The sequence below is a fragment of the Bacillus sp. UNC437CL72CviS29 genome, assembly GCF_000482345.1.
Taxonomy (GTDB): domain Bacteria; phylum Bacillota; class Bacilli; order Bacillales; family Bacillaceae_G; genus Bacillus_A; species Bacillus_A arachidis.
In genome coordinates this window covers 15754-35015 of record NZ_AXVB01000022.1, presented here as the reverse complement: position 1 = coordinate 35015, position 19262 = coordinate 15754, and the positions used below count along the sequence as shown (strand labels likewise).

Below are 19262 nucleotides of genomic sequence, written 5' to 3'. Positions count from 1 at the left end.
TTAGTAGTTGGTATTAAAAATAAGTGACAATTTGTAAAAATTAATTCTTACAAAAGTGTAATCTTTCTGTAAGCTAATTCGATAGTAACTGCTCTCTACATTTTATACAATTAAGTCAGAAAGTAACAAACAACCATTTGAAAAAGAGCAGACACGCATGATGTTCTCCGCTCTGATCGATGCAAAAGCAGTTACTCATTCATTAAACAAGTAAGGAAAGAATATCTATGAATAACATTACTTTTAACAAACAAGATTTTATTGGATTAGCTAGCGGCGCGACTCTTCTTACAGCTTTCATTTATGCTGCTACGCTCATATAAATTTGTGTCCCCTTTCCCCTTTATATAAATAGTAATAAAAAGACGACCGTCTATGCCCGGTCGTCTTTCTTATTATGCTTTTCTTTCATGTAATTCTTTTAACAATTTTATCATTTCTGCTTGTTGTTTTATCTTCTTACGGCCATTTCGATTAATCGCTGCAAGCTCACCGGCAATTCCAACAGCAAAGAAAAACAATAAACTTTCTAACATATAGAGATCCCCCAAATGCATTGTCTATTAGACAGCTTGGCGTAACTGCTCCTCTTGCAAAATATGCTTATTTTTATTTTCTTCTTTACGCTGACATACATTATTTCGGATGAGTGCTGTAATAACAAGCAGTGTTCCTACTATATCAAAAATTGTTATTTTATATCCTTGTATCATCATAATGACCAATGTAGTAATTGGCACAAAGTTAATAAATAGAATCCCGTTTATAGATGATAAAATTTTTACGCCGTAGTTCCAAGTAAGCAGTGCTACAATACCTGGTAATGTCATCATAAACAATAAATCGTACTTGACGATAGAAATCGTTTCCACACTCGGTACCAGCACATATCCTAACATTGTAATTATCATCGTTATGACACCTGTTACAGCAGTCCCAAATAAACACGTCAATGTAGAATAGCGAAGTGTCGACCAGTCACTAAAGGATTGACCCCCCATCGTATAAACTACCCATCCCACAACACCGATAAAAATAAATGCTAACGAAAACAGATTATCTTTCAATGTAAGAAAGAAACTCATATCACCTTTCGTAATAACAAAAACAGCTCCAATAAAAGCTATGATCATACCTGTCATCATATATTTTTTTGGTTTGATATGCTTACATCCCCATAAGATGCAAATTGAAATCATCGGCATAAGTGCTTCCATAATAGATGCTACCATAACCCCAGGTTTCCCCATTAACATTTGTCCTAAGAAAACAAGTACATTATATACAGTAAATGCCATTGTTCCGAAGAAGACGAGTAGCTTTCCTTTTCCTTCTAAACGAAATGCCTTCTTGCCTTCTTTCATCAATAATAGTAAAACTAACGCTATCGTTACTGCCCCGTAACGAATGAATGAAAAATAAAATGGATCTATATACTCTAGTGCATGATCTGCAACTGGAAACATTGCTCCCCATGACATGCTTGCGATTAAACACGCCAGCGCTCCTATCATCATTTGGCCTTTTCTCACCGTAATCCCCCGCTTCTATGTAACTCTTGATGCATTGCACAATGAGAATTGTAAAAGAAAAAATATATCACGTAAAATGATTCAAAATGATGTTAACTATCATTTATAATGATAGTTAACATCGAGGAGGAATACGTAGTGGAATTACGAGACTTACAAATCTTTCAAAGCGTAGCAAACCACGGCAGTGTTAGCAACGCAGCAAAAGAGCTGAATTATGTACAATCTAATGTAACAGCACGCATTAAACAATTAGAAAATGAGCTCAAAACACCCCTTTTTTATCGCCATAAAAAAGGGATGACATTAAATGCAGAAGGCAGAAAAATGCTTGTTTACGTTCATAAAATTTTGCAAGATATTGAAGAATTAAAACAAGTATTTCTAGATAATGAGACTCCATCCGGCATTTTAAAAATCGGTACAGTCGAAACAGTACGTACGTTACCTACTATCCTATCTTCTTATTACAAAAAATACCCAAATGTCGATTTATCACTGCAAGCTGGTTTAACAGAGGCGCTTATTAAAGAAGTAATCGATCATCAATTAGATGGCGCTTTTATATCAGGCCCTATTAAACATCCATTATTAGAACAATACGATGTTTGTACAGAGCAACTTGTCCTCGTCACACAAAATAAAGCTTTTCATATAGAGGAATTTATTACAACGCCACTTCTTGTCTTTAATCAAGGATGTGGATATCGTTCCAAACTAGAACGCTGGCTCAAAGATGAAGGATTGCTTCCAAAAAGAATTATGGAATTTAACATACTAGAGACCATTTTAAATAGCGTTGCACTCGGCCTTGGGATTACACTTGTACCACAATCGGCTGTTAGGCATCTTTCTACTATGGGCAAAGTTCACTGCCATCCGATCCCTGAAAAGTACGGGAGCATTTCAACTGTCTTTATACGCCGGAAAGATGCCTATATGACAAATTCGATGCGTAGCTTTTTAAAAACAATTGAACAGCATCATCATATCAATATGCTTTAAGAGACATTCTTACACGAATGTCTTTTTTTCTTACAAAACTGTAATTCTTACGTAAGCTAATTCGATAGTTACCCCTGCCTATATTTCATATAATTAAGACAGAAACAGGGCAACAACAAACATTCGAAAAGGAGCGGATACGCATGATGAACAAAATGAAAACAAACAAATTTCTAAATACAATGAGCATGGTGCTATCCGCTCTGATCGATGCAAAAGCGGTTGCGGCTACATTAAACAAATAAGGAGAGATTACAATGAACAACATTACTTTTAACAAATTTGACTTTATCGGACTTGCAAGCGGTGCAGCTCTTCTTACAGCTTTTATTTATGCACTTGCTCAAGGACTTGTCTTATAAAATTGTTTCCCCTATCCCCTTTATATAGAAAAAGCTGCTCGTCTTATATAGACAAGCAGCTTTTTCAATTTGTTTCATATATAATTTGACCTGTGTTACTTATATCATATCCGCCAATTGCTCGCAGTTCATTTTGAAATTCTGTAGATTGTAATATTTCTTTCACTGCTTCAATAAGTTGTTCATTTTCTTTATTTTTTAAGATTACCAAGTCATATTGTTCTTTCATCAGCGGAATAAAATCTACATTCACAATTTGCGCTACCTTTTCTGAACCTACGCCAACATCAGCTTTTCCGTTAGCAATTTGCGAGGCAATTCCAAGGTGATTTGACTCTTCCCAATCATATCCTGGAATATTTGCTTTCGCTATATTTTGAATTCTCACTTGTTCATCTACTAACACTCGAATTCCTGATCCTTTTTCACGATTCACAAATTGAATCGATGAATGATTCAAGTCAACCCACGTTTGTATTCCTTTTGGATTTCCTTTTTGGACATAAAACCCTACATTTCTTGCTAGTAAGTTTATAACAATACAAGGCTGTCCAACTAAAATTCGTTTTACATACGGAATGTTATATTCCTTTGTATCACCATCAAACAAATGTAAACTAACGATACTTCCTTCTCCTTGAGACATTTTAATTAAGCTCATTAAACTCCCCTGATAAGCTCGGAGCATACTAGAGCCTGGTAAAAGTCTTTCAAGATGCTTCGCTAGCATATCTAATGTTAACTCTTGCCCACTAATGACACAGGAAGCTTTTCCATCCTTCTTCTCTATTTTTATAGAAACATCTTGAATCTTCCCAGTTTTCATTTGCTTAATATATTGTTCTAAATCCGCTGCATCAATGCGCATTTGTCTACCAACTCTGTAAGAAGGGAGTTTACCTTTTTTAATTAAATCATACACTGTTAACTTTGAGACTTTTAATCGGTTTGCTACTTCTTCCGTTGTGTAGGAATGATGATCCATAGACGATTCCTCACTTTCTCTTTTCATTGTAACAAAGAAAGAAAATTTCTCCTATATTTTCAAAAAGTGATTTACTTCACATTATATTTAATTATATCTATTTATAATTAAATATAATTAGTTATAATTAAACAGAAGAAAGAGAAAGGGGATTTTATTTATGAACAAATTTACATTACGGTACATTGGGGTATTCATGCTTTCTTTCCTTCTTATATTTAGCACTGCTTGTACAAGTGGAGAAAAGAAAGAAAAAACAAATGCTAAAGAAAACAAAACAGTTGAACTTACAATATCTGCAGCTGCAAGTTTACAAGATGCTTTCAAAGAAATCGAAAAACAATATAAACAAAAAGAACCCAATATAAAGCTTTCCTTTAACTTTGGCGGTTCTGGTGCACTTCAGCAGCAGATTGAACAAGGCGCCCCTGCTGATTTATTCTTCTCTGCAGCAGAAGATAAATTTCAAACACTTGTAAAAAAAGGGATTATTAATGAAAAAGAGGGGAAAAATCTTCTTGGAAATGAACTTGTTTTAGTCGTTCCAAAAGAAAGCTCTATTAAAACATTTCAAGAGTTGAAAGAAGATAAAGTAAAGAAATTAGCAATCGGTACACCTGAATCCGTACCAGCTGGAAAGTACGCAAAGGCTTCTCTTACACATGAAAATCTATGGAACGATCTACAAAACAAAATTGTATTTACAAAAGACGTCCGCCAAGTGTTAACATATGTAGAAACAGGTAATGTAGACGCTGGTATTGTATACAAAACTGATGCTCTTATTTCAAATAAAGTAAAAATAGCTGCTGCAGCACCCGCTATTTCTCATGAACCTATCCACTATCCTGCAGGAGTTATAAAAGAATCCAAGCATAAGAAAGAGGCGACTTCATTCTATGAATATTTACAGTCAAAAGATGCACAATCTATCTTTAAAAAATATGGATTTACAATCCTCCCTTAACTACTATGACATTTGATACACTTTGGTCGCCTGTTTTTCTTTCTTTACGAGTGGCCGCACTCGCTACCATTATTGTTATGATTTTCGGCACAGTTATTGGACGAGTGTTAGCGCGCTCTTCGCGGCGTTATAAAGTGTTGTTAGAAACTATTTTTCTATTACCAATGGTGCTTCCACCAACTGTTATTGGTTTTTTTCTCATTATTATTTTCGGGAATAACAGCCCGGTTGGTAAGTGGATTGAATCATTATTTCAACAGTCTATTATGTTTACATCGTGGGCTGCTGTCATCGCTTCAACAATCGTTTCATTCCCACTTATGTATCAATCGGCAAAGACAGGATTTTCTATTGCAAACGAGCAAATTGAGGATGGTGCCCGTGACCTTGGAGCTAGTGAATACCAAGTCTTCGTACATGTCACATTACCACTGGCATTCCCCGCATTACTTAGCGGAATGATCTTAAGCTTTGTACGTGCAATTGGGGAATTTGGAGCAACACTTATGTTTGCTGGTAACATTCCAGGAAAAACACAAACAATCCCTACAGCCATTTATATGGCAATTGATGCAAGTAACATGCAGTTAGCTTGGACACTAGTTATCATAACAGTTGGTATGTCACTCATTTTCTTACTATGCATTCAATTCATTAATAAAAGAATCACTTCTTTAAAGTAGCTTTCGACAAAAAGCTGCTTTTTTATTTCCCGAAAAATAAACTATTTTGTAGAATGAAATACTTTGTTCTCACCTTACAAATTTGTAATCTTACTGTAAGCTAATTCGATAGTTTCTATTACCCGTATTTTATATAATAAAGTCATAAAGTAAAGCGAATGGGAATTGGATTGTCCCCCCTGCCCATTAGTAAAAAATTAAGCAACTTTATTTCCCCAATCCCCTTTATAAAGAAGACCTCAAATTTGAGGTCTTTTTTCATTTAAAAAATAACAGAATCTTGATATTTATAGAAATATACATTCTATTTGAATTTACTTTCAAAAAAGGGCACTTTCCTGTTATCATATGAAGGTGTTTGAAAAGATGAAGAAATGAAAACGCATTTATATCGTAAATTCTTCATCCTGTTTTAGCGATCGGTAATCTTCTACTTTCTAGGTGGGAAATTACCGATCGGTAGAACGAACTTAATTATATCAGTATAACAAAAAGAAAGGAGTCTTGTAATGGACATTTTACTAGCGCTTCTTCCTGCACTTGCATGGGGAAACATCTTATTAGTAAGCGTAAAAATGGGCGGTGGTGCATATAGCCAAACGGTGGGTATGACAATCGGTGCTCTATTCTTCGCAACAATCATGTATGTATTTACTCAACCAGCTTTAACGATGACAATCTTAATTGTCGGCTTTATTTCAGGTCTATTCTGGGCTTTAGGACAAGTAAATCAATTAAAAACAGTTGAAAAACTAGGTGTTTCAACAACCGTAACGATTTCTACTGGTATGCAACTTGTTGCGACTTCTATCTTTGGAGTTATTGCTTTTCATGAGTGGACTACTACTACTACGATTATTATGGGAACGATTGCAATTCTGTTAATTGTAATTGGTGTTGTCTTTACTTCATTAGATGATAAAGAAAATGCACAGCCACCGGGACAACTGAAAAAAGGACTTTTAACTTTAATTGTTTCTACTTTTGGTTACCTTGTATATGTAATTATCATTCGTTGGTACAATATCGATGGTTGGTCTGCTATTTTACCGCAAGCAGTTGGTATGTTTGTTGGTGCAGTGGTACTGACAGCTAAACATAAACCGTTTAACAAATACGCAGTTCGTAACACATTGTCTGGTTTACTATGGGGAACAGGGAACTTATTCTTACTTCTTTCATTACCACGAGTTGGAGTAGCAACAAGTTTCCCATTATCTCAAACTGGTATCGTTATCTCTACATTCGGTGCAATTGTCTTCTTAGGAGAAAAGAAAACGAAACGCCAAATGGTATTTATTGCACTAGGTAGTGTTTTAATTATCGGTGGTGCCGTTCTACTTGGTATGACAAAAGCATAATTACACAAGCTATGAATCAAACCCTCGAAGCATATCTGCTTCGAGGGTTTCCTATTATTCATTATGAAACTCTCTTTATAAGACTTTTCTTTTTACAACACTCTCTCCAAAATGTTATCGTTTTTTATACCATATTCTAAGCAGGAAGGAATAAAGGATATGCCAAAGAAAAATAGAATTTTATTTATTGGTGCCGGTCGTATGGCGGAAGCAATCTTCGTAGGACTGCTTAAAACAAGTAATGAACACATCGAAGAAATTATTGTATCCAATCGAAGTAACATAGAGAAACTTGAGCAATTAAAACAAAAATACGGAATCTCAATTATACATGATTGGAAACCGTGCATTAAAACAGTAGATACTATTGTTTTAGCGATGCCACCAGCTGCACATGAGCAGTTATTAGCGGAATTATCACCTCTTTTGACCCATCAGTTCGTCGTAACAATTGCCGCGGGAATTGGTCCATCTTATTTAGAAGAAAAACTTCCTCAAGGTACACCCGTTGCCTGGATTATGCCAAATACAGCAGCAACGATTGGAAAGTCTATCTCCCTTTATACAATGGGGCACTTCCTAAATGGAGAGCATCAAGAAACACTGCAACTACTCTTAAAAGGAATTGGCACATCCCAGCTTTGCACAGAAGAAGAAATTCATCAGCTTACCGCTGTTACTGGAAGTGCACCTGCCTTCCTCTACCACTTTGCTGAAAGCTTAATTGAAGCAACAAAAAACTATGGAATCGATGAAACAACAGCAAAACATCTTGTCATTCAAATGATTGCTGGCTCTGCTGCCATGCTAGAACAGGATCAAGACCCAGCTATGCTTCGTGAACAAGTGACAACACCAGGTGGTGCAACTGCAGAAGGCTTAAAAGTTTTATATGAATATAATTTTTCGAAATTGCTTCATCAAGCAATTGAAGCAACAAACAAAAAAGCTAGTGGGAAATAATTACGACATGAAAAGGCTGTTAAGCACTGAAGATATGAAAGCAATTCATTAAATGAAAATCACCGCATTAGTCCAGGCCTTGATAATTTCGACTTTAAAAACGTGAGCACTGTGTAATGACACAGTGCTCTTCCTTTTTATGTCCTTGTTTAAAAAACTGAAAATTTAAACTATATTTCATTTCGTTGACAGTCAATTCATCAAGGTGTAAGATTTTGAATAATCAAAGAAACAAAAAATTAATACGAACAATTATGTTTACTCATTGTATCAAGAGAGGTGGAGGGACTGGCCCTTTGAAACCTCGGCAACAGGTTCAATTTGAATACTGTGCCACTTCCTGCAAGCATTATGCTTGAAAGATAGAATGAGGGACTTCGTTTATATACAGGTACGTGCCTTGTAAACAAAATTCCCTCTTTCTCGATAAGAAAAGAGGGAATTTTTCTTTCCCTCAAAGTTGTTCATTAACCATTTTTTAATACCCAAACAATTTAGGGAGGAATTTTACATGAAAAAAAATTTTGTACCTGCTGTTGCATCCGTTTTAGGAGCAAGTATTTTATTAACAGGATGCGGTAGCTATAAAGAAGAGGCCAACGGAGCAAACGCAAAAGATAAAGCTCCTGATAAACAAATATTGAACTTAGCCACTGGCACAGAAATACGTACAATGGACACTGCACGCGCTACAGATACTGACTCTGGTCAAGCAATGAGAAACGTATTTGAAGGTTTATATAACCTCGGTGAAGGAAATAAACCTGTTCCTGGCGTTGCAAAGTCTCATGAGGTAAGTCCTGATAAGACAAAATATACATTTCATTTACGAAATTCAAAATGGTCAAATGGCACACCTGTCACAGCGAATGATTTCGTTTTTGCTTGGCAACGTGCAGTTGACCCGGCAACAGCTTCTGAATATGCATTTTTATTCTTTGATATAAAAAATGCAAAAAAAATTAATAGTAAAGAGCTTCCGGCTGATCAGCTGGGTGTAAAAGCAATTAATGATCATATTTTTGAAGTTGAATTAGAGCGTCCAGTCCCATACTTTATTAGCTTAACTGCATTCCCAACATTCTTACCAATTAATGAAGAATTCTTTAAATCACAAGGTAATAAATATGCATTAGAAGATAATAAGCTTATCTATAATGGAGCCTTTACACTAAGTGATTGGAAACATGAACAAAGCTTTAAATTCAAAAAAAATACCAACTATTGGGATAAGAATAATGTGAAACTTGAAGAAATTAACTTTAATATTGTCAAAGACCATTCAACAGCCGTTAACTTATATGAATCAAAACAAATTGATCGACTTACTTTAACATCTGATCTTGTTGATAAATATCGTAAAGATAGTAACTTTAAAGAACGTCCTGATGTTGGGGTACAATTTGTACGTATGAACCAGAAAAATAAAACGCTACAAAATATAAATGTCCGCCAAGCTATTGATAAATCGATAGATAAAAAGGCATTTGTAAATATTCTCTTAAATGATGGCTCTCTTCCTGCTTATTCTCTAGTTCCAAAGAATTTTGCAAAGGGACCAAATGGAAAAGATTTTCGTGAGGAGAATGGCAATTTAACGAAAGAAAATACAAAAGATGCTCAAAAATCCTGGAAGCAAGCAAAACAAGAATTAGGTTCTGATAAAATTTCAATTGAATTATTAACAAGCGATAATGACCTTTCGAAAAAAACTGGTGAATATTTAAAAGAACAGCTAGAGAAAAATTTAGAAGGATTAACAGTAAGTATTAAGCCTCAGCCACGCAAACAACAAGTCACATTATTATTACAAGGAAATTATGATATTGCTATCGATGGTTGGAGCCCTGATTTTGCTGATCCAATTACATTCTTAGAGTTATTTACAACTGATAACCCATATAATTTAGATCACTATTCCAACAAAGAATTTGATGACTTAATCCAAAAAGTGAAAACCGACTTAGCTGGTGATGAAAAGGCACGTTGGGAAGCCTTGAAACAAGCAGAAAAAATCTTATTTAAAGATGCCGTTGTCTCTCCTCTTTACCAAAATGGAACAACATACTTAGAACGTTCCTATGTAAAAGGAGTGGTTGAAGTTGATTTTGCGGGACCACTTAACTTCAAATGGGCTAACATTGAAAAATAAAGTGAAGCGTAAATGCTCAACATGTTATTAACCAAGCAATGAACAAAAAAGCGTATGTAAATACTATCTTGAATAATGACGCTATTCTTGCCGCTAATTTGTTCCTGCTAAATTTGTAAAAAGCCCTTATGGAACATACTTCTGTGTAGAAAATGACGCATTAGTAAAGCTTCAATTATAAGAGAACAGGGTATCCTTTTGAAGGATACCCTGTTTCTTTATGCTTCTTTAACTATGCGTCTCTTTAATCAGAAGAATACCCCCCACAGCGATTAAAGTTACAATTTGTTTGGTGACAATTATAAATAATAGAGAAATAATATTCTTTTTTAAATTCCCATCACCAAATGCTATTTTGAAATAACCACTTGCTGCATACATTACGGGAAATAATTTATTCGAAACACATACATAATTACATAAAAATGGGAAAAACTTATATAGAAGGAACGATACACTAAGGAGGAATATATAATGAGAATTCTACTTTCGGCTTTATTAGCACTTATGCTAGTACCTGCGTTAACAGGTTGTACTACACCAAAAAAGGAAACTCCAACTTCTGATAAGAAAACAACAGACGAAGCTAAAAATGAAGCACCTCAAGACTTAAAACTTAACTTTAACGACTTTCACCTAAATGCTGACTACCAAGATACGAAGAAAGATTATGAAGCGGAGTACAAAAATAAAGGTGCCGACAAAAAGATGGAAGGAAAGATTGAGGATCACAAGACTGATGTAAAACTAACAAGTGACAAAGCTATTGCCAAACTCAGTCCACTTCTACAAAAGTTAACATTTGATAAAAATACACCTGACCAAGAAGTGATTGATCAAGTTGTAGACGTATTTCAACTTGATAAAGATTACCAAAAATTCGATTTAGAAGTTGTTTTCTCAGATGGAACGAAGAAAGAGTATAAGAAGGAAGTAAAATAAAGAAGTAGGCGATTTTGCCTACTTCTTTATTTTTTCACCACATATCGTAAATTAGGTTTAGAATCACTAACATATTCTAGATCAAATACAGATGATTTTTGCAAATAAGAATATAATTGAAATGAATAGAAAGGAGATTAACCATGGATCCATTACTTATGGCAGTTATAGGATTACCATTAACAATCGTAATATTAGTTGTAATCGGCTTCTATAAACTATTTGTAAAAAAGAAAAATATCACTTCCTTTTATACCCCGTTTGATAACATTACCGGCCAAACAATTTCAGAATTTCACGAGGAACAAAAACTCCTAGTAGCTGAGGATGAAGATGAGGATGGAAAGAAGAAAAAATAACCTTGCGCATCGCAAGGTTATTTTTGTGCTTCTTTTTGAAAACGTTTATAGTACGTTGAAGCTGTTGAAAAGTGAACTTCTATATCACGAATTAATGATGATTCCTCATCTTTCGCTAATTTATCTAACTTTTTCATTGCTTGTTCTGTCTCATTTAAGAAACCAACATATAGCTCATGTTCTTGCTCTTTTGACTTAGGCACGCGAATTTCTTTACGCATATGATCAATATCCTCTAGCATACTTTTCGTTACCCTTTGAACATCTTCTTTAAACTGCGCGTGCCCTAATGCCTTCCCGCCTTTTTCCTTTGCTTCTTCCCATAGTTTTACCGCTTCATTTAATTCTTTGTTCATTTTCTCATCGTACTTCTTATGCACATCACGATATACTTTCATATCTTCTTGCTGCTCTGCCGATTGTTCTACTTTTTCTTTTGGTTCTTTTGTATCCTTGTTTCCATTACACCCTGCTAAAAGAAGCATGCTTCCAAGCAAGGCAATACTCCACACTTTCTTCATCTCTTACTCTCCTTTTATCTACATCTACTACTTATCTCCACTTGCTATTATAACGAGAACCATTCAAACTTTGCACTTATGATCCCATTTTTATACACACATCACCATTTTTGTCACAGTATCGTCACTTTATATAGCCAGTATCTCCATAAAGTGAGACTTTAATTACTCCAGAAATAGCGGAAGAAATGAATAATATGATATAGAGCTATTAAATCATGCATTCAAAAAACAATAAAAAACCCGGTAATATACCGGGCTCTCTTAAACGGAAAAATCAGATATGTATTTTTACCGCTTATTATTTATTAACAGTTGTACGACTGCGTTTATATACAAAAGCACCACCAGCAAGCATTACAACGCCAAGTAATGTCAATAAGTTATCACTACTTGAAGCACCTGTTTTTGGAAGAGATTTTGTATGATCTACATTCGTTGTTGTAATAACATTTGTTGGTGTTGGTGTCGGTGTAACCTTTGTTTGTTGATTATTTACCTGATTTGGATTTGGTACTTGTGTATCAGGCTTGTTGCCACTATTCCCTTTACCATCACCATTATTATTTCCACCTGTATTCTTATTATCTTGTTTCTTACAGTCCTTTTGTTCTACTTTCTCAATTGCTACTTGTTTTGTAATTGTTTGATCTCCACGTTTTGCTGTAAATGTAACTTTTAAATCCTTTAAATCTTTAGTTGTTTCTCCAACAACTTGGAAATATAATGCGGATCCTTCTCCACCTTCCATTGCTTTAACTGGAACTGTTGCTGTATTTCCATTCCATTTAATATCTAAGTTCATTGTTCCTTTACCAGTTCCACCTTGCAAAGAACCATCTTTTAGATAATCCGGAATTTCTCCTTGTGTATAATGATCTGGAATTGTTAATTTAATATCTTGCGGAACATCAATTTGCACATCAAAGCCCTTTAACTCATCCATTGTTAAATTTTGAGTCGTTAATAAGAAATCTAATGTAAATTGGTTTTCCTTTAAATTCGGCACACAAGTTGTAGCTTTTGCCTTACCTTCAAAACGTAAATCTTTATTCATCTCGGAAAAATCAATATTCGCACTTCCTTTAATTTTGCCAAGAGGTTCATATCCATCTTTATCAATTAAATATAGTTCGAGATCTTTATTTACTTCTTTTCCAGCTACATTTCCAAGTACAGGTATTTTCACATCTTTTTTAACAGTTTGTCCCGGTTCCATATCTGGTAATGGCAGTGCGATAGCTTCAGAACCATCTTCAAGTTCTAATAAACGAACATCTTTAAATTCTCCATCTAGTCCCTTAGGGATAGCAACACCAAGATATACACCACTTACCTTTTCTTTTGAATTATTCGTCACATTTGCAGTGACATCTAATACATAATGATTTTTTTCTGCATCCCATTTCGCTTTGCCTGCCACACTCCCACTCAATTCAGCAGTAGATATCTGAGTATTCTTTTTTACTTCTCCTACTGGAGGTGTATTTGCTGGTTTTGATTGATTTGCAGCTTGTGTTTTTTCTGGTTCACTCTTCACATTCGACTCGTTCTTTTGTTCTTTTTCAGCTTCTTTTACTGGTTCAACTTTCTTCTCTGGAGCAGGCTGTTGTTTTTGTGAGCCTGTCTTCTCTTGTTGTTGTACATCTTTAGATTCTTCTTTCTTTACTTCCGTATTACCTTGTTTCTGCTGTACTTGCTCACCGTTTACTGTCGGATTCTTGATGTCATTTTGCTTTGTAGTTACCTTTTCTTGATTTTGCATCTGTGCTTCTTTTACAACTTCCTCAGGTGCCGCCAACGCCACAACAGGAGAAAAAGCTAAAAGTGATACAAGAGTTACGGCACTTACTTTCTTCAGCATACTAACACTCCTTATCTCATTTTTGTCCTAGTTTATGGATTTCATAGTTTCATTGAATAATAAAATACAAAGAATTCCATAAGTTAGATCCCATATCCATTATAAGGAAATAAGTGAACAAAAACAATTAATTTATCGAATAATGCGATTTTTTAGATTCTATATATTCACATTTCAACCAAGATCTTTACAGCCTTTATTGGTGAACCATATTTTATTTGGCTACTTGTTCGTTCAGAAACAATAAAAAAAGCTGCAACCATACGTTGCAGCTTTTTTTATTCCTCTAAATCTTGCTTTTCTTGCAGTGCAAACTTCTTTTCACTAGGCTTTGCCATAAAGATATAACATAAAACTGCTCCCACTTCACATAAAGCAATCACAATTCCCATAGGAAGTGCTGTATTACTGCCTCCAATCCCTACTAAAGGCGCAACAAGCGCTCCAGAAATAAACTGTAACAATCCAAGCAACGCTGAAGCTGTTCCAGCAGCTTGTTTTTGATTTTTCATCGCTAGTGAAAAACCTGTCGTTGATACAACCCCAACGCTTGATACAACAAGGAATAATGAACATAAAACACCAATTAATCCAATTCCTAATACAATTGTGAGAAGTAAGGAGATACCACCAGCAGCTGCAATTCCAATGCCAGCTACAAATAAAGCTTTCTCACTTAGCTTCCCTGCCAAACGGCCGGTAATTTGGCTGGCAATAATAATACCAATACCATTAATAGCAAAGAATACGCTAAATTCTTGCGGTGATGCCCCGTATATATTTTGCAACACAAACGGAGAACCAGAAATATAAGCAAACATTGCCGCTGACACTAAGCCCTGCGACAAGGCATACCCCATAAATAAGCGATCTTTCAGCAAATTCCTATATGTCGCTAATGTTCCTACTAAACCGCCTGTTTCCCTCTCTTCAAGAGGTAATGTCTCACGTAACACAAACGTAGCGGATACTAACATAAATATACTTATCGCTCCAAGGACGATAAAAACTCCGCGCCACGATGTAAATTGTAACAATTGTCCTCCAATAATTGGCGCTAAAATTGGTGCTGCTCCGTTTACTAACATAAGCAGCGAGAAAAATTTTGTCATCTCAGAACCTGAGTACATATCACGTACCATAGCACGAGATATAACAATACCAGCTGAACCTGAAGCTCCTTGTAAGAAACGTAAAAGAACTAGACTCCAAATAGATGGCGCAACCGCACAAAGTAAAGAAGATGCAACATACATAATAAGAGCAATAATAAGCGGTTTACGCCGTCCATAAATATCACTAATTGAGCCAACAAATAATTGTCCAACCGAAAGCCCTAATAAACATGCTGTTAAAGTAAGCTGAGCAAGAGAAGCATTTGTTTGTAAATCATCCGTTAATTTTGGCAACGAAGGCAAGTACATGTCAATGGACAATGGCCCGATTGCTGTTAATGTCCCTAATACAAGAATCATCCATAACCTGTTGGCTTTTACAGGTTTATATACATCGTGATTAATTTCATTCACTTCCATCATTCACCCTTTCTATTATAAGTTCTAAATTGTAACAATTACAGTTACAACATTGATGTACGTCAAGTATATCGTACTTTTCTATATAACGAAATGAAAAAAGCGATAGAGTCTCTATCACTTTACTTTTCCGTTTCTATCTGTGTTGCTAACAATCGCTCCCTTTTCTTAACTAAACAAGAAGTCGGAAAACGATAACAAACTTGTAATTGAGTGCTATCTTAATACAAAGGTCTTTTTCTTATCCATTGCGTCGCAACCCATTTTTCACCTTTAATAACAGGTTCACCGCCATGTAGAGTGAGCTTGTTTAATGATGCATCCTGATAAAAATATTCGAAATATACCGCCATTCCTTTTTTCGGAGATACAGAAAGATTGAGTTTGGGAAAGACAGTCTCTCCGCCTTCTTCTACATGATTTAGGTACATGACAAGGGTACTAATACGATTATTGTTTGCTGCCGCACTGTTTTCTGCAAAAAAATCATAATGCGCTTTATATTCTTGACCAACTGTATACTTTAAAATATGTAACCCTTCCCCATTTTCAACAGGAACATTCATAATTGAAGCGATTCGTCTTTCAATTCTAGTAACGACCTCACTTTCTTCTAAAAACGTACCACTACTCGTCCGAATGTTATTTATTTCACGCGAAACACCAATTTTAGAACGTTTCATTTTATTTTTAGACATTTCAATTAACGTTTCACACTCTTCATCACTTAATACATTTTCTAACACGACAATAAGAGGCTCTTCTAATCTTGAAATAATTTGGATTTCTCTATCTTCTGTTACAATTGTGTTTCCAATGTGGTTAAAAATCGTTAGTTCCTTATTTTCAACTCTTTGATTTTCCATTGTTCTTCTCCCCATCTCTCTTAAAAATGATTAGACATCATAAATATATCATACTTTTCTTTCTATTCTCCCTTTTTTAAAAATTAAGACGAGGACTGTTATGTTGTATTCCAATATTCAATTAAAGAGCATTTTAGATCGAGAAATAGTTTTTGTAAAAGAGTAGTTAATAAAAATCACCTCATAAGCTTTTAATTTATAATAAACAAGAAGAATCCACCAAAAAGGGAACTACCCCCTGTCAAGTAGACAGTAAAAATACTCCCCTTAGATAAACAGATTTTTATTTTTTATCCGTCTACCTAATAGGGAGCATATCACTTTAAATCTGCTTTAAAAGATTCCAATTATTATACCGTAATTTTCACTGCTCTCACTCTTAAAAAACAAAAGCATCCGTTCACTTGTTTTAATACTAAGCAAACGGATGTTGAACTTCTATATTTAAACGACTTTATTGTCACTCTACAATACATGTAGCTTTAAAATAAAGTTTAAATAAACGAACAAAAGAAAAGAGCGTATTAAAAAAAGATCGATCAAAACATGCTCTTCTTGTTTTAATTTGAATGATTCTTTTTAAAAAAAGTTTAATCGTTTTGTACCCCTTATTCAACAGAAGTACTCCGCTTAACAAGATTTTGTTAACAAGTTTTGTTTAGTGCTTTATTTTTCTAATACTCTTAAAAATTAACTACTGCATATTTTTATTGAACTCTAATTGATTTTGAATTCCTGACCTATCAATTTGAATCCAATACTCTGAAATTTTCCCATCGTCTATTCTATACACCGCACTTGCCATTTGAATTATTGGGAGTCCTGTAGGTTGATATCCATCGATTTCTCCTAGGTGTGTACCTACTTGTTTCCAACGTACATATACTTTACTTCCTTGTACTAAAAACTCTTGAATTTCTAAAGAAAAATTACCATATACTTCAATCATCTCTCTTACATGTTCAGCATAATCTTTAGGAGTTCTGCAAACTGTTTGTTCTTCTTCAGATACAATTTGATGTGCCAATACTTTTTCTGCCATTAATTGATTTGAATAGTCAGGATTATTCCCCGAACGTACTTCTTCAAAAAATTTTCTAACAATTTGTTCTGGCGTCATTTAAAAACCCTCTTATTAATAAATCCAATATTAATCATAAAACCCTAAAATCTTTCATACTTTCTCCAAGAATATAGTGTGAAAACCACATCAAATTCTGCTTCATAATAGCCACATTAATTCCTGGCTGATCAGAACTATATGCCATTCCTTTAAATATAATTAATTCTGTATCAACTTCCATATCCCTTAACCCTTGATATAGCTCATATGCATTTGGAGTTGGAACTCTTGCATCCTTTTCACCATGTTGGATTAAGGTGGGAGTACAGGCTGATTTAATATATTTCATTGGTGATGTTTTAGTATATATCTCTGGATCATTCCATGGATTATTTCCTAAATACATCCTAATAAAGTAAGGTATATCTGTATTTACATAATGGGTACTCCAATTAGTAATGCCACCTCCAACTGAAATAGCTTTAAATCTACTACTAAATGTAGAACAGAAAGCTGATATATATCCCCCGTTGCTCCATCCCATAACCCCTACTCTATCTTTATCTGCAATCCCTTTGTCAACTAGTTTATCCACTCCAGATATAACATCATCGTAGTTAGCAATTCCCAGTTTTCTATAGTTTGCTTTTAAGAATTCATTACCATAACCAGAACTTCCCCTGTAGTTTGGTTCTAAAACTATAAAACCTTTTTCGATAAACTGTTCAATAGGATATTTCTCATTAAAACAGTCTGAAAATATTGGAAAGGACGCCCAAGCCGGACCACCATGGATTACCACTAATAAGGGATATTTTTTATTTGCGTCAAACTCTACTGGGGTTGATAAAACTCCCTCTATTTCAAGGCCATCACTACTTTGCCATGAGATTATCTCCCTGTTACTTTTAAGCTTTCCTTTGAAAAAGCTATTTTCATTCGTTATTTTTTTATCGTCTAAATAGATTTCAAAGGTTTCATTTATTATAGCCTTATTATAAGATATATGATTTCCATCCCTTGTTATAGAAGCATCCACTATAAAGCTATCTACTTTTTCACTTAACATTTCCACAGTGCCATCCTCAGATAACAACGCAATAAGATAATTCGTTTTATTCTGCCATCTAATTAAAATTCCTCTAGCTGTCCACCGTAATGGAATAACCGTACTATCAAAATCTGTTAAAGGTTGAATTAGCTCTCCATTATTAATATCATATATCTCTAATGTACTGTCTTGTATATGGGTCTTATAGTAATCCTTCTCCCTTATGCTTGCTGAGTAACATATTTTGCTTCCTTCAGGAGAAAAGCAAACGCTCCCCCCCAACAACTTATCTATATTCATCTTTTGTAGCTCTCCAGCTTTAATATCTAATATGTATAGATCTCCATTAATATAATCTTCCATATCTGGGCTTGGTGTAGCCATAAATACAACCTTTTTCCCATCATTTGAAATATCAAATTCATGGATATGAAAATCCTTCCCATCAGTTAGTTGATAAACAACGCTATTTTCGTGTTCATATTTATCATTTTGTATCACTTTTTCTATTTCAATGTAATATAAACAATTATTCTGGTATTCCTTACCTATATGATGGAAATTTCCATATAGTTCCTTACGTTTCTTTATCACCTCAGATTCTTTTGACTGTGCAACATAATAAAAACCCTTGCCAGTAGACTCCCATTTGAAATTACTGACCCCTTCTTTTTCATCAGTAATTTGAACCCCACTATAACCATCTATTGACTTAACAAAGATCTGATTTTTCTTATTATCCCCGTCACCAACTGGGCTAAGGTATGCGATATTCCTAGAATCTGGAGACCATAATGGGTATGTACTATCTATATCCTTAGTTGTTAATGGGTAACTCTGCCCCTTATCTTTTTCATATATCCATACATGATTCCTATATTTATTGTCTTTCCAGTTAGCTGTCTTCTTGACAAATGCTACGTTTTTGCCATCATCACTTATGTTTATATCTGATAAGGTTGGCAATGAAATAATCTCTTCTATACTTAGATATGTTTTTTCATTCATTTTCATTAATAAACCCCCTCTTAATGTCTAGTAATCTAATTTG

The 19262-nt window shown here is 34.6% G+C and carries 19 protein-coding genes and 1 riboswitch; of the genes, 10 read left to right on the top strand and 9 right to left on the bottom strand.

All coding sequences use genetic code 11. The features are described 5' to 3' along the window. The first annotated feature begins 227 nt into the window (after positions 1–227). Positions 228–323 carry a DUF3948 family protein gene (locus M014_RS28545; RefSeq protein ID WP_081811068.1) on the top strand — a complete coding sequence of 32 codons (96 nt, stop codon included), beginning with the start codon at positions 228–230 and terminating at the stop codon, positions 321–323. Positions 324–395: 72 nt separating this feature from the next. Here M014_RS28545 and M014_RS28540 read toward each other — a convergent pair whose 3' ends face one another. Beyond that, complete coding sequence (locus M014_RS28540; RefSeq protein WP_081811067.1) at positions 396–536, bottom strand: YrzO family protein; 141 nt, start codon at positions 534–536, stop codon at positions 396–398. A 27-nt stretch (positions 537–563) separates the two neighbouring features. After that, positions 564–1532, bottom strand: coding sequence for a DMT family transporter (locus tag M014_RS0116515; RefSeq protein ID WP_026592727.1), 969 nt, complete (start codon positions 1530–1532; stop codon positions 564–566). Between the two features lie 138 nt (positions 1533–1670). Between M014_RS0116515 and M014_RS0116510 the strand changes: the two genes are divergently transcribed. Together M014_RS0116510 and M014_RS28535 are read left to right on the top strand one after the other, a co-directional pair. After that, entirely contained in the window at positions 1671–2537 is an 867-nt protein-coding gene (locus M014_RS0116510) for a LysR family transcriptional regulator (protein ID WP_026592726.1), read from the top strand. Between the two features lie 257 nt (positions 2538–2794). Then, positions 2795–2899, top strand: coding sequence for a DUF3948 family protein (locus M014_RS28535; protein ID WP_081811066.1), 105 nt, complete (start codon positions 2795–2797; stop codon positions 2897–2899). A gap of 64 nt (positions 2900–2963) precedes the next feature. On the opposite strand, the gene M014_RS0116495 is transcribed toward M014_RS28535, so the two are convergent. Continuing rightward, on the bottom strand, positions 2964–3911 hold the full coding sequence (locus M014_RS0116495; RefSeq protein WP_026592725.1) for a substrate-binding domain-containing protein: 948 nt from the start codon (positions 3909–3911) through the stop codon (positions 2964–2966). Between the two features lie 133 nt (positions 3912–4044). On the opposite strand from M014_RS0116495, the gene modA reads away from it, so the two are divergent. The 7 genes from modA (at position 4045) to M014_RS0116460 (ending at position 11311) form a co-directional block, all read left to right on the top strand. Continuing rightward, positions 4045–4851, top strand: a complete 807-nt coding sequence (modA, locus tag M014_RS0116490) for a molybdate ABC transporter substrate-binding protein (RefSeq protein ID WP_026592724.1) — start codon at positions 4045–4047, stop codon at positions 4849–4851. 5 nt (positions 4852–4856) lie between these two features. Continuing rightward, a complete protein-coding gene (gene modB / locus M014_RS0116485) occupies positions 4857–5534 on the top strand; it encodes a molybdate ABC transporter permease subunit (RefSeq protein WP_026592723.1) in 678 nt (225 codons plus the stop codon). 509 nt (positions 5535–6043) lie between these two features. Then, entirely contained in the window at positions 6044–6895 is an 852-nt protein-coding gene (locus tag M014_RS0116480) for a GRP family sugar transporter (RefSeq protein WP_026592722.1), read from the top strand. 159 nt (positions 6896–7054) lie between these two features. After that, on the top strand, positions 7055–7858 hold the full coding sequence (gene proC / locus M014_RS0116475; RefSeq protein ID WP_026592721.1) for a pyrroline-5-carboxylate reductase: 804 nt from the start codon (positions 7055–7057) through the stop codon (positions 7856–7858). Positions 7859–8122: 264 nt separating this feature from the next. Next, positions 8123–8227, top strand: a riboswitch (SAM riboswitch). A gap of 142 nt (positions 8228–8369) precedes the next feature. Beyond that, positions 8370–10010, top strand: coding sequence for a peptide ABC transporter substrate-binding protein (locus M014_RS0116470; RefSeq protein WP_026592720.1), 1641 nt, complete (start codon positions 8370–8372; stop codon positions 10008–10010). A gap of 474 nt (positions 10011–10484) precedes the next feature. Further along, complete coding sequence (locus tag M014_RS0116465) at positions 10485–10952, top strand: YusW family protein (RefSeq protein WP_026592719.1); 468 nt, start codon at positions 10485–10487, stop codon at positions 10950–10952. 143 nt (positions 10953–11095) lie between these two features. Beyond that, positions 11096–11311, top strand: coding sequence for a DUF3951 domain-containing protein (locus tag M014_RS0116460; RefSeq protein ID WP_026592718.1), 216 nt, complete (start codon positions 11096–11098; stop codon positions 11309–11311). A 17-nt stretch (positions 11312–11328) separates the two neighbouring features. Here M014_RS0116460 and M014_RS0116455 read toward each other — a convergent pair whose 3' ends face one another. The 6 genes from M014_RS0116455 to M014_RS0116430 all read right to left on the bottom strand — a co-directional run bounded on the left by M014_RS0116455 (position 11329) and on the right by M014_RS0116430 (position 19225). Then, positions 11329–11832, bottom strand: coding sequence for a hypothetical protein (locus tag M014_RS0116455; protein ID WP_026592717.1), 504 nt, complete (start codon positions 11830–11832; stop codon positions 11329–11331). Between the two features lie 301 nt (positions 11833–12133). After that, positions 12134–13696, bottom strand: coding sequence for an LPXTG cell wall anchor domain-containing protein (locus M014_RS0116450; protein ID WP_026592716.1), 1563 nt, complete (start codon positions 13694–13696; stop codon positions 12134–12136). 278 nt (positions 13697–13974) lie between these two features. Further along, positions 13975–15234 (bottom strand): multidrug effflux MFS transporter, encoded by a 1260-nt coding sequence (locus M014_RS0116445; RefSeq protein WP_035415248.1) that lies wholly within the window; start codon positions 15232–15234, stop codon positions 13975–13977. A 218-nt stretch (positions 15235–15452) separates the two neighbouring features. Continuing rightward, positions 15453–16112, bottom strand: a complete 660-nt coding sequence (locus M014_RS0116440) for a 2OG-Fe(II) oxygenase (RefSeq protein ID WP_026592714.1) — start codon at positions 16110–16112, stop codon at positions 15453–15455. A 679-nt stretch (positions 16113–16791) separates the two neighbouring features. Further along, positions 16792–17217, bottom strand: coding sequence for an ester cyclase (locus M014_RS0116435; RefSeq protein WP_026592713.1), 426 nt, complete (start codon positions 17215–17217; stop codon positions 16792–16794). Positions 17218–17251: 34 nt separating this feature from the next. Beyond that, entirely contained in the window at positions 17252–19225 is a 1974-nt protein-coding gene (locus tag M014_RS0116430) for a S9 family peptidase (protein WP_026592712.1), read from the bottom strand. Positions 19226–19262 lie beyond the last annotated feature (37 nt).

What these genes read in the sequence shown, in the direction of transcription:
- M014_RS28545 (WP_081811068.1), top strand. Translation starts at nt 228, where the DNA reads ATGAATAACATTACTTTTAACAAACAAGATTTTATTGGATTAGCTAGC.
- M014_RS28540 (WP_081811067.1), bottom strand. Translation starts at nt 536, where the DNA reads ATGTTAGAAAGTTTATTGTTTTTCTTTGCTGTTGGAATTGCCGGTGAG.
- M014_RS28535 (WP_081811066.1), top strand. Translation starts at nt 2,795, where the DNA reads ATGAACAACATTACTTTTAACAAATTTGACTTTATCGGACTTGCAAGC.
- M014_RS0116495 (WP_026592725.1), bottom strand. Translation starts at nt 3,911, where the DNA reads ATGAAAAGAGAAAGTGAGGAATCGTCTATGGATCATCATTCCTACACA.
- modA (WP_026592724.1), top strand. Translation starts at nt 4,045, where the DNA reads ATGAACAAATTTACATTACGGTACATTGGGGTATTCATGCTTTCTTTC.
- modB (WP_026592723.1), top strand. Translation starts at nt 4,857, where the DNA reads ATGACATTTGATACACTTTGGTCGCCTGTTTTTCTTTCTTTACGAGTG.
- M014_RS0116480 (WP_026592722.1), top strand. Translation starts at nt 6,044, where the DNA reads ATGGACATTTTACTAGCGCTTCTTCCTGCACTTGCATGGGGAAACATC.
- proC (WP_026592721.1), top strand. Translation starts at nt 7,055, where the DNA reads ATGCCAAAGAAAAATAGAATTTTATTTATTGGTGCCGGTCGTATGGCG.
- M014_RS0116470 (WP_026592720.1), top strand. Translation starts at nt 8,370, where the DNA reads ATGAAAAAAAATTTTGTACCTGCTGTTGCATCCGTTTTAGGAGCAAGT.
- M014_RS0116465 (WP_026592719.1), top strand. Translation starts at nt 10,485, where the DNA reads ATGAGAATTCTACTTTCGGCTTTATTAGCACTTATGCTAGTACCTGCG.
- M014_RS0116460 (WP_026592718.1), top strand. Translation starts at nt 11,096, where the DNA reads ATGGATCCATTACTTATGGCAGTTATAGGATTACCATTAACAATCGTA.
- M014_RS0116455 (WP_026592717.1), bottom strand. Translation starts at nt 11,832, where the DNA reads ATGAAGAAAGTGTGGAGTATTGCCTTGCTTGGAAGCATGCTTCTTTTA.
- M014_RS0116450 (WP_026592716.1), bottom strand. Translation starts at nt 13,696, where the DNA reads ATGCTGAAGAAAGTAAGTGCCGTAACTCTTGTATCACTTTTAGCTTTT.
- M014_RS0116445 (WP_035415248.1), bottom strand. Translation starts at nt 15,234, where the DNA reads ATGATGGAAGTGAATGAAATTAATCACGATGTATATAAACCTGTAAAA.
- M014_RS0116440 (WP_026592714.1), bottom strand. Translation starts at nt 16,112, where the DNA reads ATGGGGAGAAGAACAATGGAAAATCAAAGAGTTGAAAATAAGGAACTA.
- M014_RS0116435 (WP_026592713.1), bottom strand. Translation starts at nt 17,217, where the DNA reads ATGACGCCAGAACAAATTGTTAGAAAATTTTTTGAAGAAGTACGTTCG.
- M014_RS0116430 (WP_026592712.1), bottom strand. Translation starts at nt 19,225, where the DNA reads ATGAAAATGAATGAAAAAACATATCTAAGTATAGAAGAGATTATTTCA.